We start from the raw sequence: 20,133 nt of genomic DNA, 5'->3' as shown, positions 1-20,133 counted from the left end.
GCCACCGCACTCAAACACTGCACCGTAAACACCAAATTAATTGCAACCGAAAGTGCCGAGCGTTGCGAATCAGCTTGAATTGTTTGTTAAATGGCTAAATTTGCCCACATATTTCGTACAAAGTTACGCCCTGATGCTCATAAACCAGCCTGCGAACACTTGGGTCAGTATGTTGTTGATAAAGGGTCATTTCACTCTCAAGCAATGGTTCACCGTCAATCAACGCTACACTTCTACCTTTATAAATTGCCCACTCTATTGCACGTAGCAACCCTACATACATGTGCGATTTAACTAACTGAGGAGAGCTTCTATAACCTTCAATAGAATTAAGAAAGGCCTCAAATTCAACATCGCTATTGGGCTGCTGCTCATTTAATGCACGTAACAACAACTCCTTTGCTTCAACTGTATATGACTTGTTTGCCGACATGTTGGAATTAACTATTTGACCTATATCTTTGACTAGCACCTTTATTGAGCTTCTTTCGGAATAATTTAAACGCAACGAGACGTCACCGGCAGATACAATATGTTCTATCGATTTAGAGCCAACTAAGTCAAACTCCATTACGTCACACTCAGCACTTGCTGATAAAGTAAAGCCCCAAAACATCATGCCAATAAGTAGTTTTCGCAAAGTGCCTCCTAGCCATTTAACGCCGCGTTAAGGGGTGAGCAACGCAGACCACCCAACCTAAACCATTGTGCCGTAATCACTGAAGCGGAATCAAACCCAAAATGCCGAGCGTTGGGAATCCCTCTTGAACGCTTTGTTATGTGAATTTTTCACGCGCCCAAAAGAGGTAAATGTTTACGCTGCTGATAGGTTAAAGCCAACTCTAAACAGGACTTGATTGCTGTTTCTGGCAACACTTGCGATATGGACAGAACGATTGCTCTGTTTCCCTGAAACACCAGTTCTTCACCATATAATTCTCGAAATGTATCGACTAACTTAGTTTGGCAATTAAAGAACAGGTAATAGTTGTTAGGAGATTTTAGCTTCCAGTCCATTCTTAGTGGGCTGCCTGTTTTTACACTATAGCTAGGTTCACCCCACTTTAGAGTTTCATCGACTTCACCCAGCTCCAAATTAGATGCGATTTGAAAGACTAGATTTCGTAGCTCCTCTAGCCTAACACGAGCATTTTCCGGATATTCATCGAAGCGTTCTTTGACTACCTTGTTCACTGAAACCTCCTATTCACATAACGCCCAATTAAGGGGTGAACAACGCCGCCACCCAAACCTAAAGCATTGTGCCATAAACACTAAATTTGAAGTAGAAGCAAAAGTACCAAGCGTTGTGAATCCCTCTTAAATTGCTTGTTATATTTTATTTTCGTAGATCTTCCTTGCTTCAACTGCATTGTCTAAACGTCGGTGCACTAACGAAACCATTGAAAGTATGTCCAAGGCATCAAGCTCTTCAATCTTCCAAGTTACTTTTGGAGCATGTGCAGTCGTATTTCTAAAAGTACCAAATAGCCCAACCAACAAATTACCAAAGCCTTTTTGCTCGCTACGCTCACTTTCAGTTTCTAGCGAGTTGAGCGCTAAATGAGGAACGCCTTTTATAGAAAACGCTTCATTGACCAAATTAGCACCATCAGATGTTAAACCTGTCTTGTTCCTAATTTTATCAGCAACACTTTTCGTAGCCTCAAAAACCGCATGGAAATAATTATCAACAAGTAACTCTTCACGGCAATAATATAGGACATCATGATGTACATTTCGTGATACCAGATGCTCTTTCAGTTTACTTGCTCTAGCCGCAGCTTCACTAATAGTTGATGCTTTAGCCGTACGAAATATTTTGCCATCCTCTCCCAGATTGAGACCAGAAAAACTCAATACCTGATTGAGTTGATACCGTGTATCTGAAAACCAATCTAGGTTGTTATAGTGCCTCGATGGAGCCATAGCCAACTGCAAAAAATGAAGTACACTATTTGCACACCCATCTACTTCTTGCCTATTCGCAATAGCAGAATTGAGCCTTTTCCATTTAGTATTAGAGGGATCTATGTCGTTTATTTTGGCTTCGTATAGTAATTTTTCTATTTGTGAACCGGTAAACCCACTATCCGTATCCCCCAGTATTCTACAAATAGACTCAATTGCTCCAAAATCTAACTTCTCAACTCTTGCCATAAAACCTCATAAAAATATAACGCCAAATTAAGTAGTGAGCAACACTACCACCTACCTAAAGCATTGTGCCGTAAACACTAAAGCTGATTCAAACCAAAAGTGCCAAGCGTTGCGAATCTGCTTGAATTTATTGTTATGTGAATTTACTTTTTAGTTAGGTGATTTAAAGGAGCCCATGCCAACTCACCTCCTTCCCCTAACTTTGAGCACCAGATCCAACCATTGAGCTCGTACTCTCTAATTAAGGTTTCGCCCACTGTAAGCGTATGCTCTTTGGCAACATAGTCCTTAAGAACTGTCACTTGTTCACTATCGATAGTTAGAATTTGCTTTGGAACCCAACCTTCCTTATTTATTCCGCGACAAAAGACCCAATTTGGCCAATCGCCTTTCGGATTTGATTCTTCCACAAACTGCAATTTTTCACCTTTTACTACATGAATAGGTGACTCTGGAGCATCTTGATATTCTTTAACGACTTGGTATTCCATTTGTTATATTGACTCCATTCACATAACGCCCAATTAAGGGGTGAACAACGCCTCCACCCAGAGCTAAAGCATTGTGCCATAAACACTAAAACTGAAGTAGAAGCAAAAGTGCCAAACGTTGTGAATCCCTCTTAAATTGCTTGTTAAATGTACTTGCCTGAGGACTTGAGTTGCAAGCATACATCATGCTCATTGTCTGCAATGTACCTAAAACCTATTGCATCTATAAACCTCTCCGTTAAAGGGTTGAGGATGATTGGACTGTCACCCCAGAACGAATCATTGATTAAGTTTCGAGACTGTAATTCTTTAAGCAAAGTGTAAACAACATCATTAAAATCTTCTGAGTTCCACTTCCATTCCAACCGATTTTTTTCAATACTAAGTGTATATAAAACAAGTAACTGAATGTAGTTTAGCTGTTCGAGTTGAGAGTAATATATAGCCAATAATTCAGGCGATATGTCAGCGTCAAAACATGCTGATACATACAGCTCAGAGAATAATGGGAGTTTGATTTCTTCGTATTGCCCTGCAGCTTTCATAATAGTTGCATCTAAACACTGTTCAGCCGAAGATCTCTGACCTAACCTCTGCCTAAAGAAGTCATCATCACGCACAAGATCCCCGCTTTCCAAACGGTTCGCAATTTTCAGATGAGCATCAACGTAAACTGAAGATGTTCTTAACTTTTCACGTGGTGAAAGCGGTTTATTTTGATAATCATATAAGACATTACCTATCACGTTCGTCAGTAACGTTGCACTACCACCAACAAATGCAGGTAACACTCCTGTGCTGGCTTCAACAGACAATACCGCTGCACTAGGAAAGTATGCCTTAAAAAGCTCAAATCCTGTTTTTACAAATTCTGTCAAAATTAACCCCGTACATTTAACGCCGCATTAAGTAGTGAGCAACGCTAACCACCTAACCTAAACCTTTGCTCCGTAAACACAAAACTAAACTTTAAATGCTGAGCGCCAAGCGTTGGGAATCACTCTTAAATTGTTTGTTATATGCCTAGCGTATACCGTTCATCCAGTTGATATAATTACAAGTTCCCTCAACTCCTTGATAAATAAACTCGTGATTTATTCCTAGTTTATCTAGCTGCTTTAATAAAGCAGCCTTTCTGTTTCCCGGCACCACCCTAGATATAATTTCGTTTGAAAACTCTTTGTTTGCACCCAAGTGAACAAACTGGTTGTCTTTTTTCGAATATCTGTGAACCGTAAACCAACCATTTTGTGACGCTATACGCGAGTTATTTATATTCGGTTTCCAAATTTTAGTTCTGCTCAAATCAAAAGGTGACCGATCTTTAGCCGCATCAAGAAACATATTTTCAGTGGTAACAATCATGTAGACTCTACCATCGCTCATTTCATCAAGGTCTGAACATGCAAACCAAAGCGCAACCAAGGGGTTTGTCGTCCAATCAAGAAGCCTTGTTGCTAACCCGTAATGCTGAGCATAAGCAAGCTTGTCCCACTCGCTCATAGTTGTGAAACCTGAATTACTTGCTAGACGCCTAGAAAGCTCCCCAAGCATTTCTTTCTCTAATGCGGTAGTATCCTGATGAGGGTCATTTCTCGCAATTTTTGGATGCAGAGGAAAGTGTCCACCTTGACCTCTAAACAACAAAAGTACGTCAGACTCCAGCGCTGGAGCTAATGTCAGGTAGTCAGAAATACAATTTATTTCGTTATTCATTGATTGTTTTCCATCTTATTTTTATTGGAAATGCATGATTGGCATATAACGCCAAATTAAGTAGTGAGCAACGCTACCACTCACCTAGCCCATTGTGCCGTAAACACTAAAACTGATTCAAACCAAAAGTGCCAAGCGTTGCGAATCTGCTTAAATTTATTGTTATATGCGTATTCGAAGCTACATTGAAACTGCTTCGATTTTGTTTCCGTCTAAATCACGTACGAATGCTGCGTAGTAAGTTTCACCATATTCTGGTCTTAATCCTGGCTTACCTGCACATGAACCACCTAACTCAATGGCTGCAGTATAGAACTGGTCAACAGCTTCTTTCGAAGGCGCATTAAAAGCAATATGAGCACCATTACTTGATGTAGCTTTTCCTTCGCAGGGACTTCCGACCCAAAATTCAAAGTTTTCACCATAAGCCGCTGCGATATTTTCTATATAGTGAGTACGGCTAATAGACAATGTAGAAAGAACTGAGTCATAAAAACCAACTGCTTTTACCACATCAGAAGCGCCAACTGAGACGTGATTTAGAATCATTTTTAAGTCCTTTTATTGTTTGAAACTTGAGAGCATATAACGCCCAATTAAGGGGTGAACAACGCCTCCACCCAAACCTAAAGCATTGTGCCATAAAACACTGAATTTGAAGTAGAAGCAAAAATGCCGAGCGTTGTGAATCCCTCTTAAATTGCTTGTTATGTGTTTCTTTCCAATGAGTTTACATAGTAAAAATATGAGAAATCTTTACTTTTATAGGTGCGACCTTTTAAGTCTGAAACACCTGCCTCGATGGGCACATCTGTTTTAGCAAAATCTGTCTGATTACAATACTGATCTAAGCTTTTAAAACCAAGCTCTTCAAGAACGGAGTCCGTAATAGTGCCAACATCACACGAAGTGCCGGGATTAAGAGGTGACGAAAGCTTTCCAATACCAAACCAGTCGATCCTATTTTGAGACTCAGAAACACGCTTACCTAAAGCAGAAAAGTAAAACGACTCCGGTTTTAATATTACTGGTTGCCCTCCGATATTCGTAACTCGAATCTTTAGAGTTTCTTCTAATAACTCTTCATCAGGAGAAAATTCTTCCGAATAACTAGATAAGTCAGCAATGACGATTTCGACAACACAATTGGCTCTGCGCTCATACCTTGTTAAACAAAACGTAAGAACACTAATAATAAAACCGAGTACGCCCGCAATCTTCGCGACTACATCCAAATCTATCATCGAAACCTCAATTTTTCGGAAACACATAACGCCGCATTAAGGTGTGAGCGGCGCTTGGCTATACTTGAGCGAAGCGAAACTGCCAAGCGTTGCGAATCACTCTTAAATGCTTTGTTATACGCGTACTGACACTACAACGAAACTTTCATAACCTTATGATTAGGCTCGCTTTCAATGTCAATCGCTAACCAACCTAATGACTCGTACAACGATGGTACATTGGTATAAGCATACAGATTACTTTGAGTTGCTGCTGATACTTGGCTAACACCTCGGTTAATCAGTTCACTAGCAATACCTTGACCACGCCACTCTGGTGAAACATAAACAGCATTAAACCAAATGACTTCTGAGTCACCATGAGGTTCTTTAAAGCGCGAGTAAGCAAGACCACCGATAACTTGATTGTCTCTGAGAGCAACAATCACAGGTGGAAGGTTGGCTTCTGGTTTATAGGTATCTACGAATAGAAAGTCAGACCATTCTGTTTGAAACAGCTTCTCTAGAGCAACCCAATACTGACTACTTTCATCGCAATTTCTGAATACTACCTTGTTCATATTGGATTATTTCCTCAAAAGCGTATAACGCCAAATTAAGGTGTGAACAACGCTAACACCTAAGCTAACCCATTGTGCCATAAACACAAAACTAGACTGAAGTGAAAGCGCCGAGCGTTGTGAATCACTCTTAAATTTATTGTTATACGCGTGCTGACACTACAACGAAACTTTCATCACCTTATGATTTGGCGCACTTTCAATGTCAACTGCTAACCAACCTAATGACTCGTACAACGATGGTACATTGGTGTAAGCATACAGGTTACTTTGAGTTGCTGATGATACTTGGCTAACACCTCGATTAATCAGCTCGCTAGCAATACCTTGACCACGCCACTCTGGTGAAACATAAACAGCATTAAACCAAACAACTTCTGAGTCACCGTGAGGCTCTTTAAAGCGCGAATATGCGAGGCCACCAACGACTTGATTATCTCTGAGAACAACAATCACAGGTGGAAGATTGGCTTCTGGTTTATAGGTATCTACGAATAGAAAGTCAGACCATTCTGTTTGAAACAGCTTCTCTAGAGCAACCCAATACTTACTATTTTCATCGCAATTTCTGAATACTACCTTGTTCATATTGGATTATTTCCTCAAAAGCGTATAACGCCCAATTAAGTAGTGAGTAACACTACCACTTAACCAGAACATTGTGCCCTAATCACTAAAGCTAATTCAAACCCAAAATGCCGAGCGTTACGAATCTGCTTAAATTGTTTGTTAGTTGCCTGCCCAAGCCTTGGATTTGAAGCTCATTGAGGCTTTGCCAACTCTGTTTCTTACGCTAGCTAAAAACCCAAATCAGGCGCAGCTTCAAAGCGACTGCCACTGAAACCACTTGGAATGCACAGCGCCGTAGAAAACGGACTTTTAACCCCAAAGAACGCTTTTGGAAAGGCTAAGTAACAGAGCAGACTTTCAACGAGCGAATCAGATTCTGAAACAGAGAAACCAAACCGAGCAATAAGCAAAAGTACAATTCTCACAGCCTCAAAATGCTAGAAATTGAGATACGTAGCCCCAACAAGAAACACACTGACATTAGCCCTAAAGTTTCTAATTTAGTTACTTTTTCTTCTTTGGCAACTAACGCCGCATTAAGGTGTGAGCAGCGCTTGGCTATACTTGAGCGAAGCGAAACTGCCAAGCGTTGCGAATCACTCTTAAATGCTTTGTTAGAGCTTGTATTTCAACTTGTACTCTCTGAGCTTTTCAAGCTTAAACTCATCTTTTTTACTCAGATTAAGTGTCTCAACTTGAGTCAGAAAAGCATCAATATCTGGCATAGTTTCAAAGTTAATTTGCCCGATAGTATCTTTTGAGCGCTGGTAGTTTTCGTTTAACTCTACACGCTGAACATCATCTAGAATTTCGTAAACCATATCCCAAGCATGAATAACAATATAGCTATTTTTGGACTTCTCTGTTTCAGTATCCTCAAGTTGGAACTTAACCTGAAGTGACTGAAGTTGGTCAAATAAATCATGCGTTTTTTCGAAGTTGCTTCCTTGCATACGATTAGCTTGGGCAAGTATTTCGAAATTGGTCCTAATAAGTGGCTTAGCAAGTTCTTTTAGTTCATGGATTGACGCATTTGCTTCACTCACAGCTTCCCTCAACTCAGCTTCAAATCCCGCGCCTTTAGACTTGGTAAACTTGTCCAGATTGGCAAATGCCAAGAACACACAACTCGCAGCCACAGCAATACCCATTTCAGCGGTCATTCCCTTAAGACCAAAGAGAAAAACCGAAACGAGCATAAAAACAAATCCACAATATTGATGATTAACGCCATAATTTTCCTATTTCGAGAGCTCTAACGCCGCATTAAGGTGTGAGCGGCGCTTGGCTATACTTGAGCGAAGCGAAACTGCCAAGCGTTGCGAATCACTCTTAAATGCTTTGTTAGCTTAATTAGTCAACGATATCCGTAAGAAACACCCGATTATCATTAGAGAACTGACCACATTCGAGTTCAACTAGACGGTCCAACTGCTCAATCGTTTGGGTGTGAGCCCAAGAACTAAAGCAGTATGCATCATTTTTGCTTATGAACAATGGACCAATGCAGCCTCCACTACCACAGGACCATTCGTCCACAATAAGCAAATCACTTTGGTTTGAATTGCTAACTACCACCTCAATTGCTTTAACTGATAAAGGATTGGCCACGGAGCCACCTTCGCTTGTGACTTGTTCGAAGTACTTCCTATAAGCATTGATGATATCTTCTTTTTTAAAATAGAGCTTGTCGCGGTTTATTAAGTACTCGAACCTAACCTCTGCATTTACAACTGACAGATATAATTGTTCAACATAATGTTTCTGATTGGCTATTTTCATATTGGAATCTTGCAAAGCAATGACCTCTTCAGAAAGCGCAGCAACCCTAGATTCAGCTTCAACCAAAGAGTCTTTGGTTTTTTCTAGCTCATCATGTTGCTCGAACCTCGGGTGAACAGTATTAAAGTAGGCAAAAACTACAAACAACAGACTGATTAGGGGAACAGACGCTAACAAGTAATCAACTTTACCCTTTGATGAGTCAACCCATTTCAAACTTTTATCTCCATATTAAGCTAACGCCGCATTAAGGTGTGAGCAACGCTACCACAAAACTTAACCATACCACCGTAAACACAAAACCCAACGATGGAATGAAAATGCCAGGCGTTGGGAATCACTCTTAAATGCTTTGTTATAACACAATTTTTACACGTCACTTTCCGTGAGGATCTGACGACAGTTTCGTACCGTAAGGACTCTGATTTCGTGACTTAAGCTATAGATGATGCGGTAATGCCCGAAAATGATTTCACGATAGTTGGTATGAGGTAGCTCAGGAACCATACGCCCCATTTCAGGCATACCACCTAGAAGTTCCGTTTTATCAAAAATTTCATTGACCCAATTTTCGGCAGCAGCAGGATTATCCAAAGAGATAAACTCAGCTGCATCACCCAGTTTTCCCAACGCCAAAGGAGACCAAACTACTTTCATCGCTTAATGCGCCCTAAAACTTGAGCTCTAGCATCTTCATTGGAAACACCTAGACCTGAAGCTAACTGTGCTTCGGCAGTTCGCATTTCTTCGAGTAGCTCGATTTTCTCTTGCATTGCTTCATATTCAGCAACATCTAAAACCACAGCTACACCTTTACCACGTTGAGTAATAACGAGTGGTCTGCGAGTTTCATTAATTTGCTTGATAAATGAGGTTACGCCTGCACGAAATTCAGACAAAGGCTGAATGTCTTGATCAAAGTGGATACGGCTCATGTTGAACTCCAGATGGTACAATTTAATGTACAGATAATAGTTCAACTAACCATTCTGAGCAAGAGCCTGATTTTGTGTTATAACGCCCTGTTAAGTGGCTGCCAACATACCACAAAACCTAATTAGACCACAGTAAACACTGTACCAGACTAGAACCAAAAGTGCCCCGTGTTGGCAGTCCGTCTTTAACAGATTGTTAGTTGGTTAGATTACTCAGAAGTTTGGATTTTCCACCGTAGAAACAGGTGCGGGCTAAAACGCAGTAAACGACCAATACTTAGCGTCCGACACTGCTTTAACGCAAACAGTTTCAAAGCTGAGTTAGTTCATTGCATACAGGAGCAATTGAAACTGACTAACCTTATACGCTCGTTCATCTAACCAAACACGGACTTGATTAGGCAAGCAACCCTGAACCTTATTCAAAATTGGCGATTTGATGCTTGCCGAGATACGGTGAACGAATACAAACCACGCGCACGAAACTCGTACCTTAACCCAAGAAACAAATACCAACTAACGCCCTGTTAAGGTGTGAGCAACACAATACCCAAGCTGCCGCATACCACCTTAAACACTAAAACCAACGCATAGTAAAAATGCCACGCGTTGCGAATCACTCTTAAACAGATTGTTATGTGCGTGTTCATAGTAGGCACGATTCCCGTACGGAATATCGTAGTATATAATATGCAATTAAGTTTAATGCAATCAATTATACAATGAATACAAACTCAAACGGCTACGTTGAAACTTACATAGAACCCCAAACTGGTATTGTTGCCGATTTAAAAAAACGCCCTGGTCAAAAAGCACTCCCACTAAAATGCGACGTTGCTGACATAGAATGGTTTGGTAAAGTTCGACCACTTCATGAGCTTGATTTACCCGGTGAACCGGCTGACTTTTTCATCCAATTTGGGCTTCACGTTTTTAGCTTCGAATGTGAGGGAAATTGGGTACAGTACGTTATAGACCCGACCAAAACTAAATCTCGTGAAGACTTTAAAGAAATATCAAACGCTTGGAACGACCACTTTAAAACTGTAGAGGAACGCGAGTATTTTTGTATGAACCCAAGTTGCACTGAGTACATGGTTCCAAGTAGCTACAGTTGCGATTGTGACGGAGCTTACTAAAAATTCACCGAAGCACATAACGCCCAATTAAGGGGTGAACAACGCCTCCACCCAAACCTAAAACATTGTGCCATAAACACTAAATTTGAAGTAGAAGCAAAAATGCCGAGCGTTGTGAATCCCTCTTAAATTGCTTGTTATGTTTTACCACAAGTTACTGACTTAATTGAGAAAGAACTGCTATTTCAAACCAGTTTTCTGAACCAAACCACAAGGCTTGAACCAACTTGGCCACTAAAAGCGATTAACCTAAAACCTGTAATTCCACTTCCCTGCCCAATGAGGCAACCTGACTAAGTTTCAACAAACGCCCTTTCTTTCCAACCAAAGCGCCAAACAATGCTGAATTGCCGAGGCAACTGCCAAGCTGAAATGCTTATTGGCAAAGAGCCTAAAAGCGACTTTAAGCCAGTTACACCAACAGCCAACCTCCACGACCTGACAATGAAGCAACCCGCGAACATTGGCATGTTTTACGGGCTGAGAGATTCAAGAACTTAGACCGACAATGCGGATTTGCTGAGTCTACTAGGGACGAATTGCCAGAGGGACAAAGAACCAGAGCCAAAGACCTTTAAGCCTTTGAAATACAAGTAAACATAACGCCGCGTTAAGTAGTGAGCGACGCTGCCGCACAACCTAAACTATTGTGCCTTAATCGCTAAAGCTGATTCAAACCAAAAATGCCGAGCGTTGCGAATCTGTCTTAAACGCTTTGTTATGCGTAGTTTCTCAGCTTAGCACTGGTCTAAAAAAGCTACGTTCATAGCTGATAATACAGTCCACCTTGTCAGCAAATTCGAATGCCTTAATACATTCTGGATCTTTTAGAGATTTAACTCGGTATTCTTCATAAGCCGACAAACTTTCAAACGTGAATAGAGCGAGAGCAATATTGTTCGCACCTTCAGATGGAAGAAAATAGCCATTGTGCTGACCACCAAACCTTTCAACCAATGGAATCCACATTTTCGCGTATTCTTCGAATTCTTTAACCTTTTTAGGGTCTATTACATACCTGACATAGCAAGTAATCATGAGCATTAATTCCTTCTAATTGCTTGATTTTGTGGGCTACGCATAACGCCGCATTAAGGTGTGAGCGGCGCTTGGCTATACTTGAGCGAAGCGAAACTGCCAAGCGTTGCGAATCACTCTTAAATGCTTTGTTATACCATTTGATACACGACCAACTCTTTGATTCCATTGATTTCTATAATTCTTCTCATCACGTTCTAATTCACCTATTACAACGTCTGCATAATGGAGCATTCGGTGATGATTAGCACATAGTATTACAACATTTTCCTCATGCTGCCCACCGCCTTCCGACAATGGTTTTAGATGATGGGCTTCCGAATAATGCTCTCCGTTGCTTTTTACAAATGAAAACTGACAAGACTTAATTTGACACTTGTTTTGGTATTTAGCTTTTAGCTTCTTGACGATACCTTGATAACGTTTTATCTGCTTACGCTTAACTTCAACAGTTTCATTTTCCAAACCTAAATCCGAGACTAACTCAAGAGAGTTGACGCTGTTTAAATCGACTTCATCACCAAACACAGAGGCACGATCAATACGGCTAAGGTTTTCACTAGACTTTGCAATCGAGAGTAAACTTTCTAAGTACTGACTTCCATTCGGTGTAAGCTCCCAAAGCCTAGTTGATTCACTGGATAAGTATCCTTCTTGAACTAGGTGCTGTCGCACGAACGCAAATTCATTACGCCATCGCAGTTCATTTCGACTTGAAAGAGTTTCCAAGTCAGAATCGATATAATTGAGCCACGAGTTTTCATCAATACAGTCTAAGACTTCCTTTTTAGTCGCAGAACCACTTAGAAGCCTCAATGCATACAAAATCAGAAAACGACTTTGTTCTTCTCTTTTCATCTAATACCTAACTTCCCAAAAATGGTATAACGCCCAATTAAGGGGTGAACAACGTCTCCACCCAAACCTAAAGCATTGTGCCATAAACACTAAACTGACTTGAAGTGAGGGCGCCAAGCGTTGTGAATCCCTCTTAAATTGCTTGTTAAATGGATATTCCCAGAAAGCGATCAGCCAAAGATATATGTCTTTGAAGTACATTAATATCTTTCAGTAGTTCACCAACAGAACCTAGAGAGCTAATGGCAAAACGGTTAGCAAAATCAATTGTATTACTTCCCGTTTCTTCTATTCCGGCAAGCCCTCGTTGAAATTGGTTCAACTGCATACTTCCTGAGTGTGTAAAGCTATTTAGACCTTTCCAATGATAATCTTTGAAAGCTTGTAATGAACCTTTTAGATGTGGTTTCTTATTCTCTAGATCGGCAATCATTTCTTGGAAACTGATGGAATACTTAGAATTTTTTGCTGATTTAACACTATCGCGTTTAAATTGTTCTATTTGTTTTTCCGAAGCGCACACCTTTAACCACTCAGCTTTTATATGGCTTTCAAATAGAACTCTCAGGAGGGCAGACGCCGCACCTAAGTGCTTTAACCTGACTAGGTCAAATATTGCTCGTTGAGTGTCAAATACTACAAAGTGAAGCATTAAAGACAAATTATCTCTTTCATTGAGATCCGGCTTCATATCTTTCAATGATTCTAGAATTTCAATTCCAACGTCGTTATTCAATATTTTTCCCATCCATTTAACGCCCAATTAAGTTGTGAGCAACGCTGCCACTTTACTAAAACACTGCACAGTAATCACCAAACAAGTTGAAACCGAAAGTGCCGAGCGTTGCGAATCAGCTTGAATTGTTTGTTATGTTTTACCACAAACATATGATTTACTTGAGAAAGGGCTGCTATTTCTAACTAGTTTTCTGAAGCAAACCACAAGGCTGAAACCAACTTGACCAAGAAACAGCAAGCGCTCTGTCTTTCCAACCAAAGCGCAAAACAATGGCAAATTGCCGAGGCAACTGCCAAGCCAAAATGCCAATTGACTAAGAACCTAAAAGCGACTTAAAGCCAGTTAAACAAGAAACCGACCGCCACGACCTGACAATGAAGCAACCCACGAACATTGGCATGTTTTACGAGCTAAGAGATTCAAGAACTTAGACCGATAATGCGGATTTGCTGAGTCTACTAGGGACGAATTGCCATAGGGACAAAGAACTAGAGCCCAAGATATTTAAGCCTTTGAAATACAAGTAAACATAACGCCCAATTAACGTGTGAGCAACGCAGACACTGGACTCAACTACTGCGCCGTAAACACTAAATTCAACCCGAAGTGAGAGCGCCAAGCGTTGCGAATCACTGTTGAATTGTTTGTTATGTTTTACCACAAACACATGATTTACTTGAGAAAGAACTGCTCTTTCTAACTAGTTTTCTGAAGCAAACCACAAGGCTAAGGCCAACTTGACCACCAAAGGCGACCAATCTAAAACAAGTAATTCCACTTCCCTGCCCAATGAGGCAACCCGACCGACTGACAACAAACGCCCTATCTTTCCAACCAAAGCGCAAAACAATGGCAAATTGCCGAGGCAACTGCCAAGCTGAAATGCTAATTGGCTAAGAACCTAAAATCAACTTTGAGCCAGTTAAACAAGAACCCAACCGCCACGACCTGACAATGAAGCAACCCGCGAACATTGGCATGTTTTACGGGTTGAGAGATTCAAGAATTTAGACCGACAATGCGGATTTGCTGAGTCTACTAGGGACGAATTGCCAGAGGGACAAAGAACTAGAGCCTAAGACATTTAAGCCTTTGAATTTAAAGTAAACATAACGCCAAATTAAGGTGTGAACAACGCTAACTCCATAGCTAAACCATTGTGCCATAAACACTGAACTTGCTTGAAGTGAAAGCGCCGAGCGTTGTGAATCACTCTTAAATTTATTGTTATGTGATTTTTTCATTGCATACGGAAACGCCCAAAGTTATTAGCTTTGGGCGTTTCTTCTAGCAAACTGGTTACGACAAACCGAGCTCTAAAGTGTCATATGCAGAATGGGAAAAGGTTTTCCCATATCATCAAGCGGTGAACGAGAAACTACTTTAAAACCCATATACTCGTAGAAACCTACGGCTTTCGGGTTTTGTTCGTTTACATCGACTTTGGTTGCGCCTAACTGCTCTATTGCGTATTGCAGTAGCACCTTACCAACACCTTGCCCTCTTGCCTCGTTTAAGATGAACAGCATTTCAACCTTTGAGTCGTGGATTCCCACGAAACCTAAAATTGAACCACTTTCATTTTTGACACATCTTAACGTCACAGCAGGAAAAGCCTGCTCAATGATAATTGGTTTAAAAAACTCAATATCTTCTTCTGATATGAAGTCATGAGTTGCTCGGACTGAATTTTCCCAAACATTAAGCATTTCTGCGTAATTTTCAGGAAGCACATTTTCTACAATCATCGTAATGTCTCTAAAGTTGACTGAAATTCATGTGCAGCCGCGAGCAGGTATTTTAGCCGCAATAGGTATGAAATGTCCACCAATCACATAACGCCGCATTAAGGTGTGAGCTGCGCTCGGCTACACTTGAGCGAAGCGAAAATGCCGAGCGTTGCGAATCACTCTTAAATGCTTTGTTATATGCTTATTTCACCCGAACCCTTGCGTACCACTGGTCAAACTGGTCGATGACCCTGTTGTGATAGAAAGTTTTACTAATACTTTTAGGATTGTCAGGATCTAATCGACGCAGTTTACAGTATCTCTCACCTTCAGTTTTTAACGTTCTCATTTGGTCATGAAAGACTTTATTTTGCTTAAAGTTCGTATAGCGTGCCTTGAGTATTTCCAGCAGCTCGTAGTAATCGTGTGGATAGTTTTTCAGAGCATCTTCTTCAGAAAGAACAATTTCCGGAGCATCAGGGTCATTAGTTAAGCGCACTTGTAAGGCTTCATCATTTGTCGTTTTTACCAACTTAGTATGAAGTTTCAACGATATTGCATAGTTCGCATCTTTGTCGTGCTCATGGTCTTTCTCAATGTCTTTCAGATACTTCAAGAGATTTGACTTAACCTCACTATCCACGCTAAAGCTAGCAACATCTGAAAGATGGAAAAATGATACGGGCATGAGGTAGAAATTGTACCGACTAAAGTCATGGTGGAACCAGTTCATCGCAAGAGTCATGAAGTTTTTCAGTGATGCTGTGCCAATTTCTTGGATACTAGTGCTCAACTCAAGGTCACCACAGACGAAATGTACCGAGTCATCTCGGATATTCATTAACAATCGAATGTTATCTCCGACCACCTTTGGGATAGCACCATTGGCTAGTAAACGATTCAGGGCTGCGCCCAATGAAATCGTTTTTGGGTTACCGCTTGGGGATATTACAGCTTGTCCCTTATTAAAAATATGAATGGACTCAGGATTGTCAGCACCATCCTTTACCAATTTAGACTTTAGAAGAAGTTCCCATGCATTTGTCATTAGAATTGAGAAAGTCTCTTCTCGATGCTGAAAATTAGGTTTGTTATATATTTCTATCGCTGAGATACACGCCGAGATAGCCTTTTCTAACATGATCTGGTGAAGGTACTTATCTACCTCGTCTTTTTGGCTTTGATGTTGACGAAAAGTAGTTGAGTTAAAAGTTGTGATAACTTCTGTGACCTTATAACCATTGTTCGTTCGCTCCAGCAATGAGACCCATTTTTTACGTAAATACGTTTTTACTGTAGATACACTCCAACCTGTCTTTTCAGCTAATTCATCTAACGTGAACTCGTGCCCAGACTTAAAACTCTCAAGGAAGAATGTATACGCCTTGTCTACTTGTGACCATTTTTTCTCTGACATAAACCTACCTACTGACTGCATATAACGCCGCATTAATGTGTGAGCGACGCTTGGCTATACTTGAGCGAAGCGAAACTGCCAAGCGTTGCGAATCACTCTTAAATGCTTTGTTAGGCAAATTTCGTTTCGCGCACCATCTCTTGGAAGGTTTGCCCACTTAGCTCAAAGTCTTTGGTATATTTAAAACCCGCTTTATTGGTATGAGCTACGAAAGAGCGAGCATTGTCTTTATGTACATACGTGTAAACATAAGGAAATTCGACACTTCTTACTTCACAACTGAATCGAAACAACGTCTCAAACACACCTTGTCCACGACAAGCCTTACTTACACAGACTGGTCCCCAAAAGTATGAGTTGGTGGAACTAAGTTGAGTGTTACCAACTACCAATGAACCAAGTTTATTTGCCACAGAGGTAAGTCCTTCAGAGCATTCCCAAAACTTCCATGAAGCACAAGCAGCCATAGCTACTACCGTATTGTTGAGTTCTGCAACAAAGATAGCCTGCTCTTGTTCAATAACTTGAGTTAGAAGCGCTTCGTCCATAACTGTATTTAAGAAGCCATCGGATTTATCAGACTCATCCAAGTTAGAGACATGACAAGATTTTTGGAGTTCTACGATTTGACTGATGTCTTCTAGCTTTGCTGCTCTTATTTCCATTGCTTCCTCTGCTGATTGTTTCTTCTTTTTGCCTAACGCCGCATTAAGGTGTGAGCGACGCTTGGCTATACTTGAGCGAAGCGAAAGCGCCAAGCGTTGCGAATCACTCTTAAATGCTTTGTTATATTTTTATTGCTTGACTGACTTTATCAATTTTCCGAGTTGTTCTACACCATCGAAAGTCGAAGGTATGTTTTCAGTGCTGGCTGTTATCCCTGAGAATATAATGTTCTCAAATTTCTCCAATGAGAACTTGTCCTGTTTTTTCATATCACTAGCATATTCCGAATAGTTATGAATAAACCGACAAAGTGTCATTCTTAGATCTATTTGTAGTAACTGAGATTGTAATGATTTGTAGTTACTCAGAAGTACACGGAAATAATAAACTAGGATAGCAATCAATGAGACAGTGGGTAATGCCACTAACATCATGATTCTTGAAAGCTCGGCACCCTTATCGATATTTGCTAATACATATACGATTTCTAAAGCTAGAGGTAAAACGATTAGTATCGACACTAACCTTAACCAAAAAAGTACATCTCTTACTTCTTGCTTCTTTTGCTCTGCGAGCTGATTAAAGCCTTCGCTCAGTCCAACAAAATTAAATGCATCTTTATAACTATCTAGGGACTCTTTTAGCTTGCTAGCTTTTTCTTCTCTCTCACGAAGTTCAACGTCCCATCGATTTTTGGTCTCTTCAAACTCAGAAGTTGCTACGTGAAGTTTTCTAACACTTTCAATCGCTGGGCTATTAGCAATTTCCTTTAAAATGGCTATCGGCATTTCTCTAATAGCGAAATATATATCCGAACGACCCTCTTCACTAAAATCCGCAGCATTCTCTGAACAAAACCGTCTAACTCTTTCCAAATCTCGATGCATATCATTTGGAGTCGATAGATGAAATTCAAGTAGAAACCTAAAGAGTAACCCCATAACACTGTCTAAATCATCTTTGTCTAGATTTGAGGTTCTCTCTGACAGAAAATGCAGAAGATGTTCGCCAACCCAGCCAATGTTAATTTGGCAACGCTCATCCCAAAGTTTTGGGTTATCTTTGATGGCTTTGCAAACAACAAGTAGGTATTGATTACGAGTTGTTTCAAAATCGGTTTCATACGTCAGCCCATCAATACGATTAGTGAACTTCGCTATAACTCGTTGAGTTGTCTCTCTTTCAAAAAACTGGTTCATATAACTCCATTAAAAATATAACGCCCTGTTAAGGGGTGAGCAACGCAATACGGAAGCCGCCGCATACCACCCTAAACACTTAAACCAACGCATAGTGAAAATGCCACGCGTTGCGAATCCCTCTTGAACAGTTTGTTATGTGCGTGCTTAAACTGAACACCTTTGCTTTCAGAACAGCTAATCGATATAAGAGGCGACCGCAACTGCACCAAAATAGAGTTCAAGTGCGAAGTAAAAAAGTACACTTTTAGAGACTTTCTTCTTTAAAAGCACTTTAACCATAAGAAGTGTGACAATGATGTATACGATGGCAACTAACATTCTATCCCTACATGTAGCCTGAGCCTACCCGTGGACTACCAACCGACGACATTTAGTAACCCGAACAATCAAGATGTTGGAAATGCAAAAAAGATATACAAGGCTGCACCAAATACCGAGCCAGCCATGAACAAACCCAACTTAAGTACGGTACTTTTATTCGATTCCTTTTTGGACATAGTAATTCCTTTTACTATTTAAAATGACTTTCATGAACATCTTACTGTCATAAACACACAAGCACATAACGCCGCATTAAGGTGTGAACAACGCTACCACGAAATCTAACCTTACCACCGTAAACACTGAACTCAACGATGGAATGAAAAATGCCAAGCGTTGAGAATCACTCTTAAATGCTTTGTTATAAAGCAGTTTCCATCTGGATCAAAGGCCATTTCTGTCCATTGAACTCTCTAAATTTTGGCTCTTTGTCTACAGTTACAAAACCATAGGATTTGTAGCAATTATAAGCGGTTACATTCTCTGCAAAAACAGCCAAAGTCACAACATTGAACTGTTCGCGCTTCCTGACTTCTTCGATAGAAAGTGCGATTAAAGCCCTGCCAAATCCACGCCCTCGATATTCAGGGTTAATGGCGACTCTACACAAACGTATTTCAGTTTCACTGATGTGCTGAAGTTCGATGAAACCATGCCTGTCATTTCCATCAGATAAAACGAGGAACTCAATTTCTGGAAGCTCACTACGGCTTACCATTTCAGCTTCAGAAAGTGGCCAACCGAACATCCAGCCACCCCAATATTGGGATTCCTTTTCAGTTGAAAACCATGAAATGACTTCAAGTGCATCTTGAGCTGCGAATTTTCTTAAATTCACGAAACTTCCTTATCCCGTTGATTTTGAATCAATTAGATTAAAGCTAAACCACACTAAATGCTCTTACTTTCTAATTTCTAGCGCAGATGCTGATTCTGCTTTATAACGCCGCATTAAGGTGTGAGCAACGCACCCACGAAACCTAACAATACCACCGTAAACACCGCACTCAAAATTGGAATGAAAAATGCCATGCGTTGGGAATCACTCTTAAATGCTTTGTTAGGCATTTACCCCACCTTAGATTTTGGAGGGTTCTCTAAATAACTTGCACGGTACTCTTTGAAGTACTGTTTTTCCATTGCATCTGGCTTGTCGGTAGAAATATAACCTAGCCTTAAACCACCGTAGTTATTGATAATATACCTATAAAAACAACCACTTGAACCCGAAGCTAAATGTTTTGAGTATTGAAAATACCTAGCTTTTAGTGATTGCTTGGTTTTACCAATATAGAGAATTTCTGATTGCCCTCTTAATCTTGGCACAGGGTTAACTGAACAGAAAAAGTACACAACACTTTTCGCATTAGCAGATTCAGGTAAACCGAATAATTCCCGAAATTCACTTTCAAGATCATCCGTATCAGTGATCACTTTGGGGATCATTTTTATGTTTTCAATATTCAAACTATACTCCTGATGCCTAACGCCGTATTAAGGTGTGAACAACGCGACCACAAAACTAAACCATACCACCGTAAACACAAAACCCAACGATGGAGTGA

General features: G+C 40.5%; 24 protein-coding genes. 1 reads left to right on the top strand and 23 read right to left on the bottom strand.

The features are described 5' to 3' along the window. Positions 1-94 precede the first annotated feature (94 nt). The 14 genes from AAFX28_RS15230 to AAFX28_RS15165 form a co-directional block, all read right to left on the bottom strand. A complete protein-coding gene (locus tag AAFX28_RS15230) occupies positions 95-640 on the bottom strand; it encodes a hypothetical protein (RefSeq protein ID WP_408688884.1) in 546 nt (181 codons plus the stop codon). A gap of 149 nt (positions 641-789) precedes the next feature. After that, positions 790-1,194: a DUF1801 domain-containing protein gene (locus AAFX28_RS15225; RefSeq protein WP_103412993.1), complete on the bottom strand. Its 405-nt coding sequence runs from the start codon at positions 1,192-1,194 to the stop codon at positions 790-792. A gap of 138 nt (positions 1,195-1,332) precedes the next feature. Further along, positions 1,333-2,160: a TIGR02391 family protein gene (locus tag AAFX28_RS15220; RefSeq protein WP_408688882.1), complete on the bottom strand. Its 828-nt coding sequence runs from the start codon at positions 2,158-2,160 to the stop codon at positions 1,333-1,335. 143 nt (positions 2,161-2,303) lie between these two features. Then, the gene (locus AAFX28_RS15215; protein ID WP_408688880.1) at positions 2,304-2,651 is read right to left on the bottom strand and encodes an SH3 domain-containing protein; all 348 of its coding nucleotides are present in this window, start codon (positions 2,649-2,651) and stop codon (positions 2,304-2,306) included. 143 nt (positions 2,652-2,794) lie between these two features. Then, entirely contained in the window at positions 2,795-3,529 is a 735-nt protein-coding gene (locus AAFX28_RS15210) for a hypothetical protein (protein ID WP_408688879.1), read from the bottom strand. Between the two features lie 145 nt (positions 3,530-3,674). Further along, positions 3,675-4,367 carry an FRG domain-containing protein gene (locus AAFX28_RS15205; protein ID WP_408688878.1) on the bottom strand — a complete coding sequence of 231 codons (693 nt, stop codon included), beginning with the start codon at positions 4,365-4,367 and terminating at the stop codon, positions 3,675-3,677. 180 nt (positions 4,368-4,547) lie between these two features. Then, positions 4,548-4,916: a VOC family protein gene (locus AAFX28_RS15200; RefSeq protein WP_408688877.1), complete on the bottom strand. Its 369-nt coding sequence runs from the start codon at positions 4,914-4,916 to the stop codon at positions 4,548-4,550. Positions 4,917-5,074: 158 nt separating this feature from the next. Continuing rightward, positions 5,075-5,611: a hypothetical protein gene (locus AAFX28_RS15195; protein ID WP_408688876.1), complete on the bottom strand. Its 537-nt coding sequence runs from the start codon at positions 5,609-5,611 to the stop codon at positions 5,075-5,077. A 131-nt stretch (positions 5,612-5,742) separates the two neighbouring features. Beyond that, positions 5,743-6,171, bottom strand: coding sequence for a GNAT family N-acetyltransferase (locus AAFX28_RS15190; RefSeq protein ID WP_408688875.1), 429 nt, complete (start codon positions 6,169-6,171; stop codon positions 5,743-5,745). Between the two features lie 159 nt (positions 6,172-6,330). Next, on the bottom strand, positions 6,331-6,759 hold the full coding sequence (locus AAFX28_RS15185) for a GNAT family N-acetyltransferase (RefSeq protein ID WP_408688873.1): 429 nt from the start codon (positions 6,757-6,759) through the stop codon (positions 6,331-6,333). Positions 6,760-7,355: 596 nt separating this feature from the next. After that, positions 7,356-7,940, bottom strand: coding sequence for a hypothetical protein (locus AAFX28_RS15180; RefSeq protein ID WP_408688871.1), 585 nt, complete (start codon positions 7,938-7,940; stop codon positions 7,356-7,358). A 154-nt stretch (positions 7,941-8,094) separates the two neighbouring features. Beyond that, positions 8,095-8,739, bottom strand: a complete 645-nt coding sequence (locus tag AAFX28_RS15175) for a hypothetical protein (RefSeq protein ID WP_408688869.1) — start codon at positions 8,737-8,739, stop codon at positions 8,095-8,097. Between the two features lie 153 nt (positions 8,740-8,892). Then, entirely contained in the window at positions 8,893-9,180 is a 288-nt protein-coding gene (locus AAFX28_RS15170) for a type II toxin-antitoxin system RelE/ParE family toxin (protein WP_408688868.1), read from the bottom strand. Then, positions 9,177-9,458 carry a type II toxin-antitoxin system Phd/YefM family antitoxin gene (locus AAFX28_RS15165; protein WP_408688866.1) on the bottom strand — a complete coding sequence of 94 codons (282 nt, stop codon included), beginning with the start codon at positions 9,456-9,458 and terminating at the stop codon, positions 9,177-9,179. The genes AAFX28_RS15170 and AAFX28_RS15165 overlap by 4 nt, the downstream gene beginning before the upstream one ends. A 722-nt stretch (positions 9,459-10,180) precedes the next feature. On the opposite strand from AAFX28_RS15165, the gene AAFX28_RS15160 reads away from it, so the two are divergent. Next, on the top strand, positions 10,181-10,597 hold the full coding sequence (locus AAFX28_RS15160; RefSeq protein ID WP_408688864.1) for a hypothetical protein: 417 nt from the start codon (positions 10,181-10,183) through the stop codon (positions 10,595-10,597). Between the two features lie 732 nt (positions 10,598-11,329). Here the strand turns inward: AAFX28_RS15160 and AAFX28_RS15155 are convergent. From AAFX28_RS15155 to AAFX28_RS15115, 9 genes are all read right to left on the bottom strand, one after another. Next, positions 11,330-11,635 carry an NIPSNAP family protein gene (locus AAFX28_RS15155; protein ID WP_031841535.1) on the bottom strand — a complete coding sequence of 102 codons (306 nt, stop codon included), beginning with the start codon at positions 11,633-11,635 and terminating at the stop codon, positions 11,330-11,332. A 75-nt stretch (positions 11,636-11,710) separates the two neighbouring features. After that, a complete protein-coding gene (locus AAFX28_RS15150; RefSeq protein ID WP_408688863.1) occupies positions 11,711-12,493 on the bottom strand; it encodes a winged helix-turn-helix domain-containing protein in 783 nt (260 codons plus the stop codon). 145 nt (positions 12,494-12,638) lie between these two features. Beyond that, the gene (locus AAFX28_RS15145) at positions 12,639-13,241 is read right to left on the bottom strand and encodes a DUF6988 family protein (RefSeq protein WP_408688861.1); all 603 of its coding nucleotides are present in this window, start codon (positions 13,239-13,241) and stop codon (positions 12,639-12,641) included. A 1,307-nt stretch (positions 13,242-14,548) separates the two neighbouring features. Then, positions 14,549-14,980: a GNAT family N-acetyltransferase gene (locus AAFX28_RS15140; protein WP_408688860.1), complete on the bottom strand. Its 432-nt coding sequence runs from the start codon at positions 14,978-14,980 to the stop codon at positions 14,549-14,551. A 184-nt stretch (positions 14,981-15,164) separates the two neighbouring features. Further along, positions 15,165-16,379 (bottom strand): DUF3644 domain-containing protein, encoded by a 1,215-nt coding sequence (locus AAFX28_RS15135; RefSeq protein WP_408688859.1) that lies wholly within the window; start codon positions 16,377-16,379, stop codon positions 15,165-15,167. A 110-nt stretch (positions 16,380-16,489) separates the two neighbouring features. After that, positions 16,490-17,137 (bottom strand): N-acetyltransferase family protein, encoded by a 648-nt coding sequence (locus tag AAFX28_RS15130; RefSeq protein ID WP_408688857.1) that lies wholly within the window; start codon positions 17,135-17,137, stop codon positions 16,490-16,492. Positions 17,138-17,173: 36 nt separating this feature from the next. Then, positions 17,174-18,244 carry a hypothetical protein gene (locus AAFX28_RS15125; protein ID WP_408688856.1) on the bottom strand — a complete coding sequence of 357 codons (1,071 nt, stop codon included), beginning with the start codon at positions 18,242-18,244 and terminating at the stop codon, positions 17,174-17,176. Positions 18,245-18,929: 685 nt separating this feature from the next. Continuing rightward, positions 18,930-19,406, bottom strand: coding sequence for a GNAT family N-acetyltransferase (locus AAFX28_RS15120; protein WP_408688854.1), 477 nt, complete (start codon positions 19,404-19,406; stop codon positions 18,930-18,932). A gap of 230 nt (positions 19,407-19,636) precedes the next feature. After that, a complete protein-coding gene (locus AAFX28_RS15115; RefSeq protein ID WP_408688853.1) occupies positions 19,637-20,035 on the bottom strand; it encodes a hypothetical protein in 399 nt (132 codons plus the stop codon). Positions 20,036-20,133 lie beyond the last annotated feature (98 nt).

Source organism: Vibrio sp. TBV020 (assembly GCF_046056895.1).
Taxonomy (GTDB): Bacteria; Pseudomonadota; Gammaproteobacteria; order Enterobacterales; family Vibrionaceae; genus Vibrio.
Note: the sequence above shows the minus strand (reverse complement) of the source record. Positions and strands in the feature narration are given on the sequence as shown.

Bases quoted from the DNA above. Each gene is read 5' to 3' on its own strand.
- AAFX28_RS15155 (WP_031841535.1), bottom strand. From the start codon at position 11,635: ATGATTACTTGCTATGTCAGGTATGTAATAGACCCTAAAAAGGTTAAA.
- AAFX28_RS15165 (WP_408688866.1), bottom strand. From the start codon at position 9,458: ATGAGCCGTATCCACTTTGATCAAGACATTCAGCCTTTGTCTGAATTT.
- AAFX28_RS15180 (WP_408688871.1), bottom strand. From the start codon at position 7,940: ATGCTCGTTTCGGTTTTTCTCTTTGGTCTTAAGGGAATGACCGCTGAA.
- AAFX28_RS15160 (WP_408688864.1), top strand. From the start codon at position 10,181: ATGAATACAAACTCAAACGGCTACGTTGAAACTTACATAGAACCCCAA.
- AAFX28_RS15190 (WP_408688875.1), bottom strand. From the start codon at position 6,171: ATGAACAAGGTAGTATTCAGAAATTGCGATGAAAGTAGTCAGTATTGG.
- AAFX28_RS15140 (WP_408688860.1), bottom strand. From the start codon at position 14,980: ATGATTGTAGAAAATGTGCTTCCTGAAAATTACGCAGAAATGCTTAAT.
- AAFX28_RS15145 (WP_408688861.1), bottom strand. From the start codon at position 13,241: ATGGGAAAAATATTGAATAACGACGTTGGAATTGAAATTCTAGAATCA.
- AAFX28_RS15215 (WP_408688880.1), bottom strand. From the start codon at position 2,651: ATGGAATACCAAGTCGTTAAAGAATATCAAGATGCTCCAGAGTCACCT.
- AAFX28_RS15185 (WP_408688873.1), bottom strand. From the start codon at position 6,759: ATGAACAAGGTAGTATTCAGAAATTGCGATGAAAATAGTAAGTATTGG.
- AAFX28_RS15135 (WP_408688859.1), bottom strand. From the start codon at position 16,379: ATGTCAGAGAAAAAATGGTCACAAGTAGACAAGGCGTATACATTCTTC.
- AAFX28_RS15220 (WP_408688882.1), bottom strand. From the start codon at position 2,160: ATGGCAAGAGTTGAGAAGTTAGATTTTGGAGCAATTGAGTCTATTTGT.
- AAFX28_RS15200 (WP_408688877.1), bottom strand. From the start codon at position 4,916: ATGATTCTAAATCACGTCTCAGTTGGCGCTTCTGATGTGGTAAAAGCA.
- AAFX28_RS15205 (WP_408688878.1), bottom strand. From the start codon at position 4,367: ATGAATAACGAAATAAATTGTATTTCTGACTACCTGACATTAGCTCCA.
- AAFX28_RS15195 (WP_408688876.1), bottom strand. From the start codon at position 5,611: ATGATAGATTTGGATGTAGTCGCGAAGATTGCGGGCGTACTCGGTTTT.
- AAFX28_RS15125 (WP_408688856.1), bottom strand. From the start codon at position 18,244: ATGAACCAGTTTTTTGAAAGAGAGACAACTCAACGAGTTATAGCGAAG.
- AAFX28_RS15170 (WP_408688868.1), bottom strand. From the start codon at position 9,180: ATGAAAGTAGTTTGGTCTCCTTTGGCGTTGGGAAAACTGGGTGATGCA.
- AAFX28_RS15150 (WP_408688863.1), bottom strand. From the start codon at position 12,493: ATGAAAAGAGAAGAACAAAGTCGTTTTCTGATTTTGTATGCATTGAGG.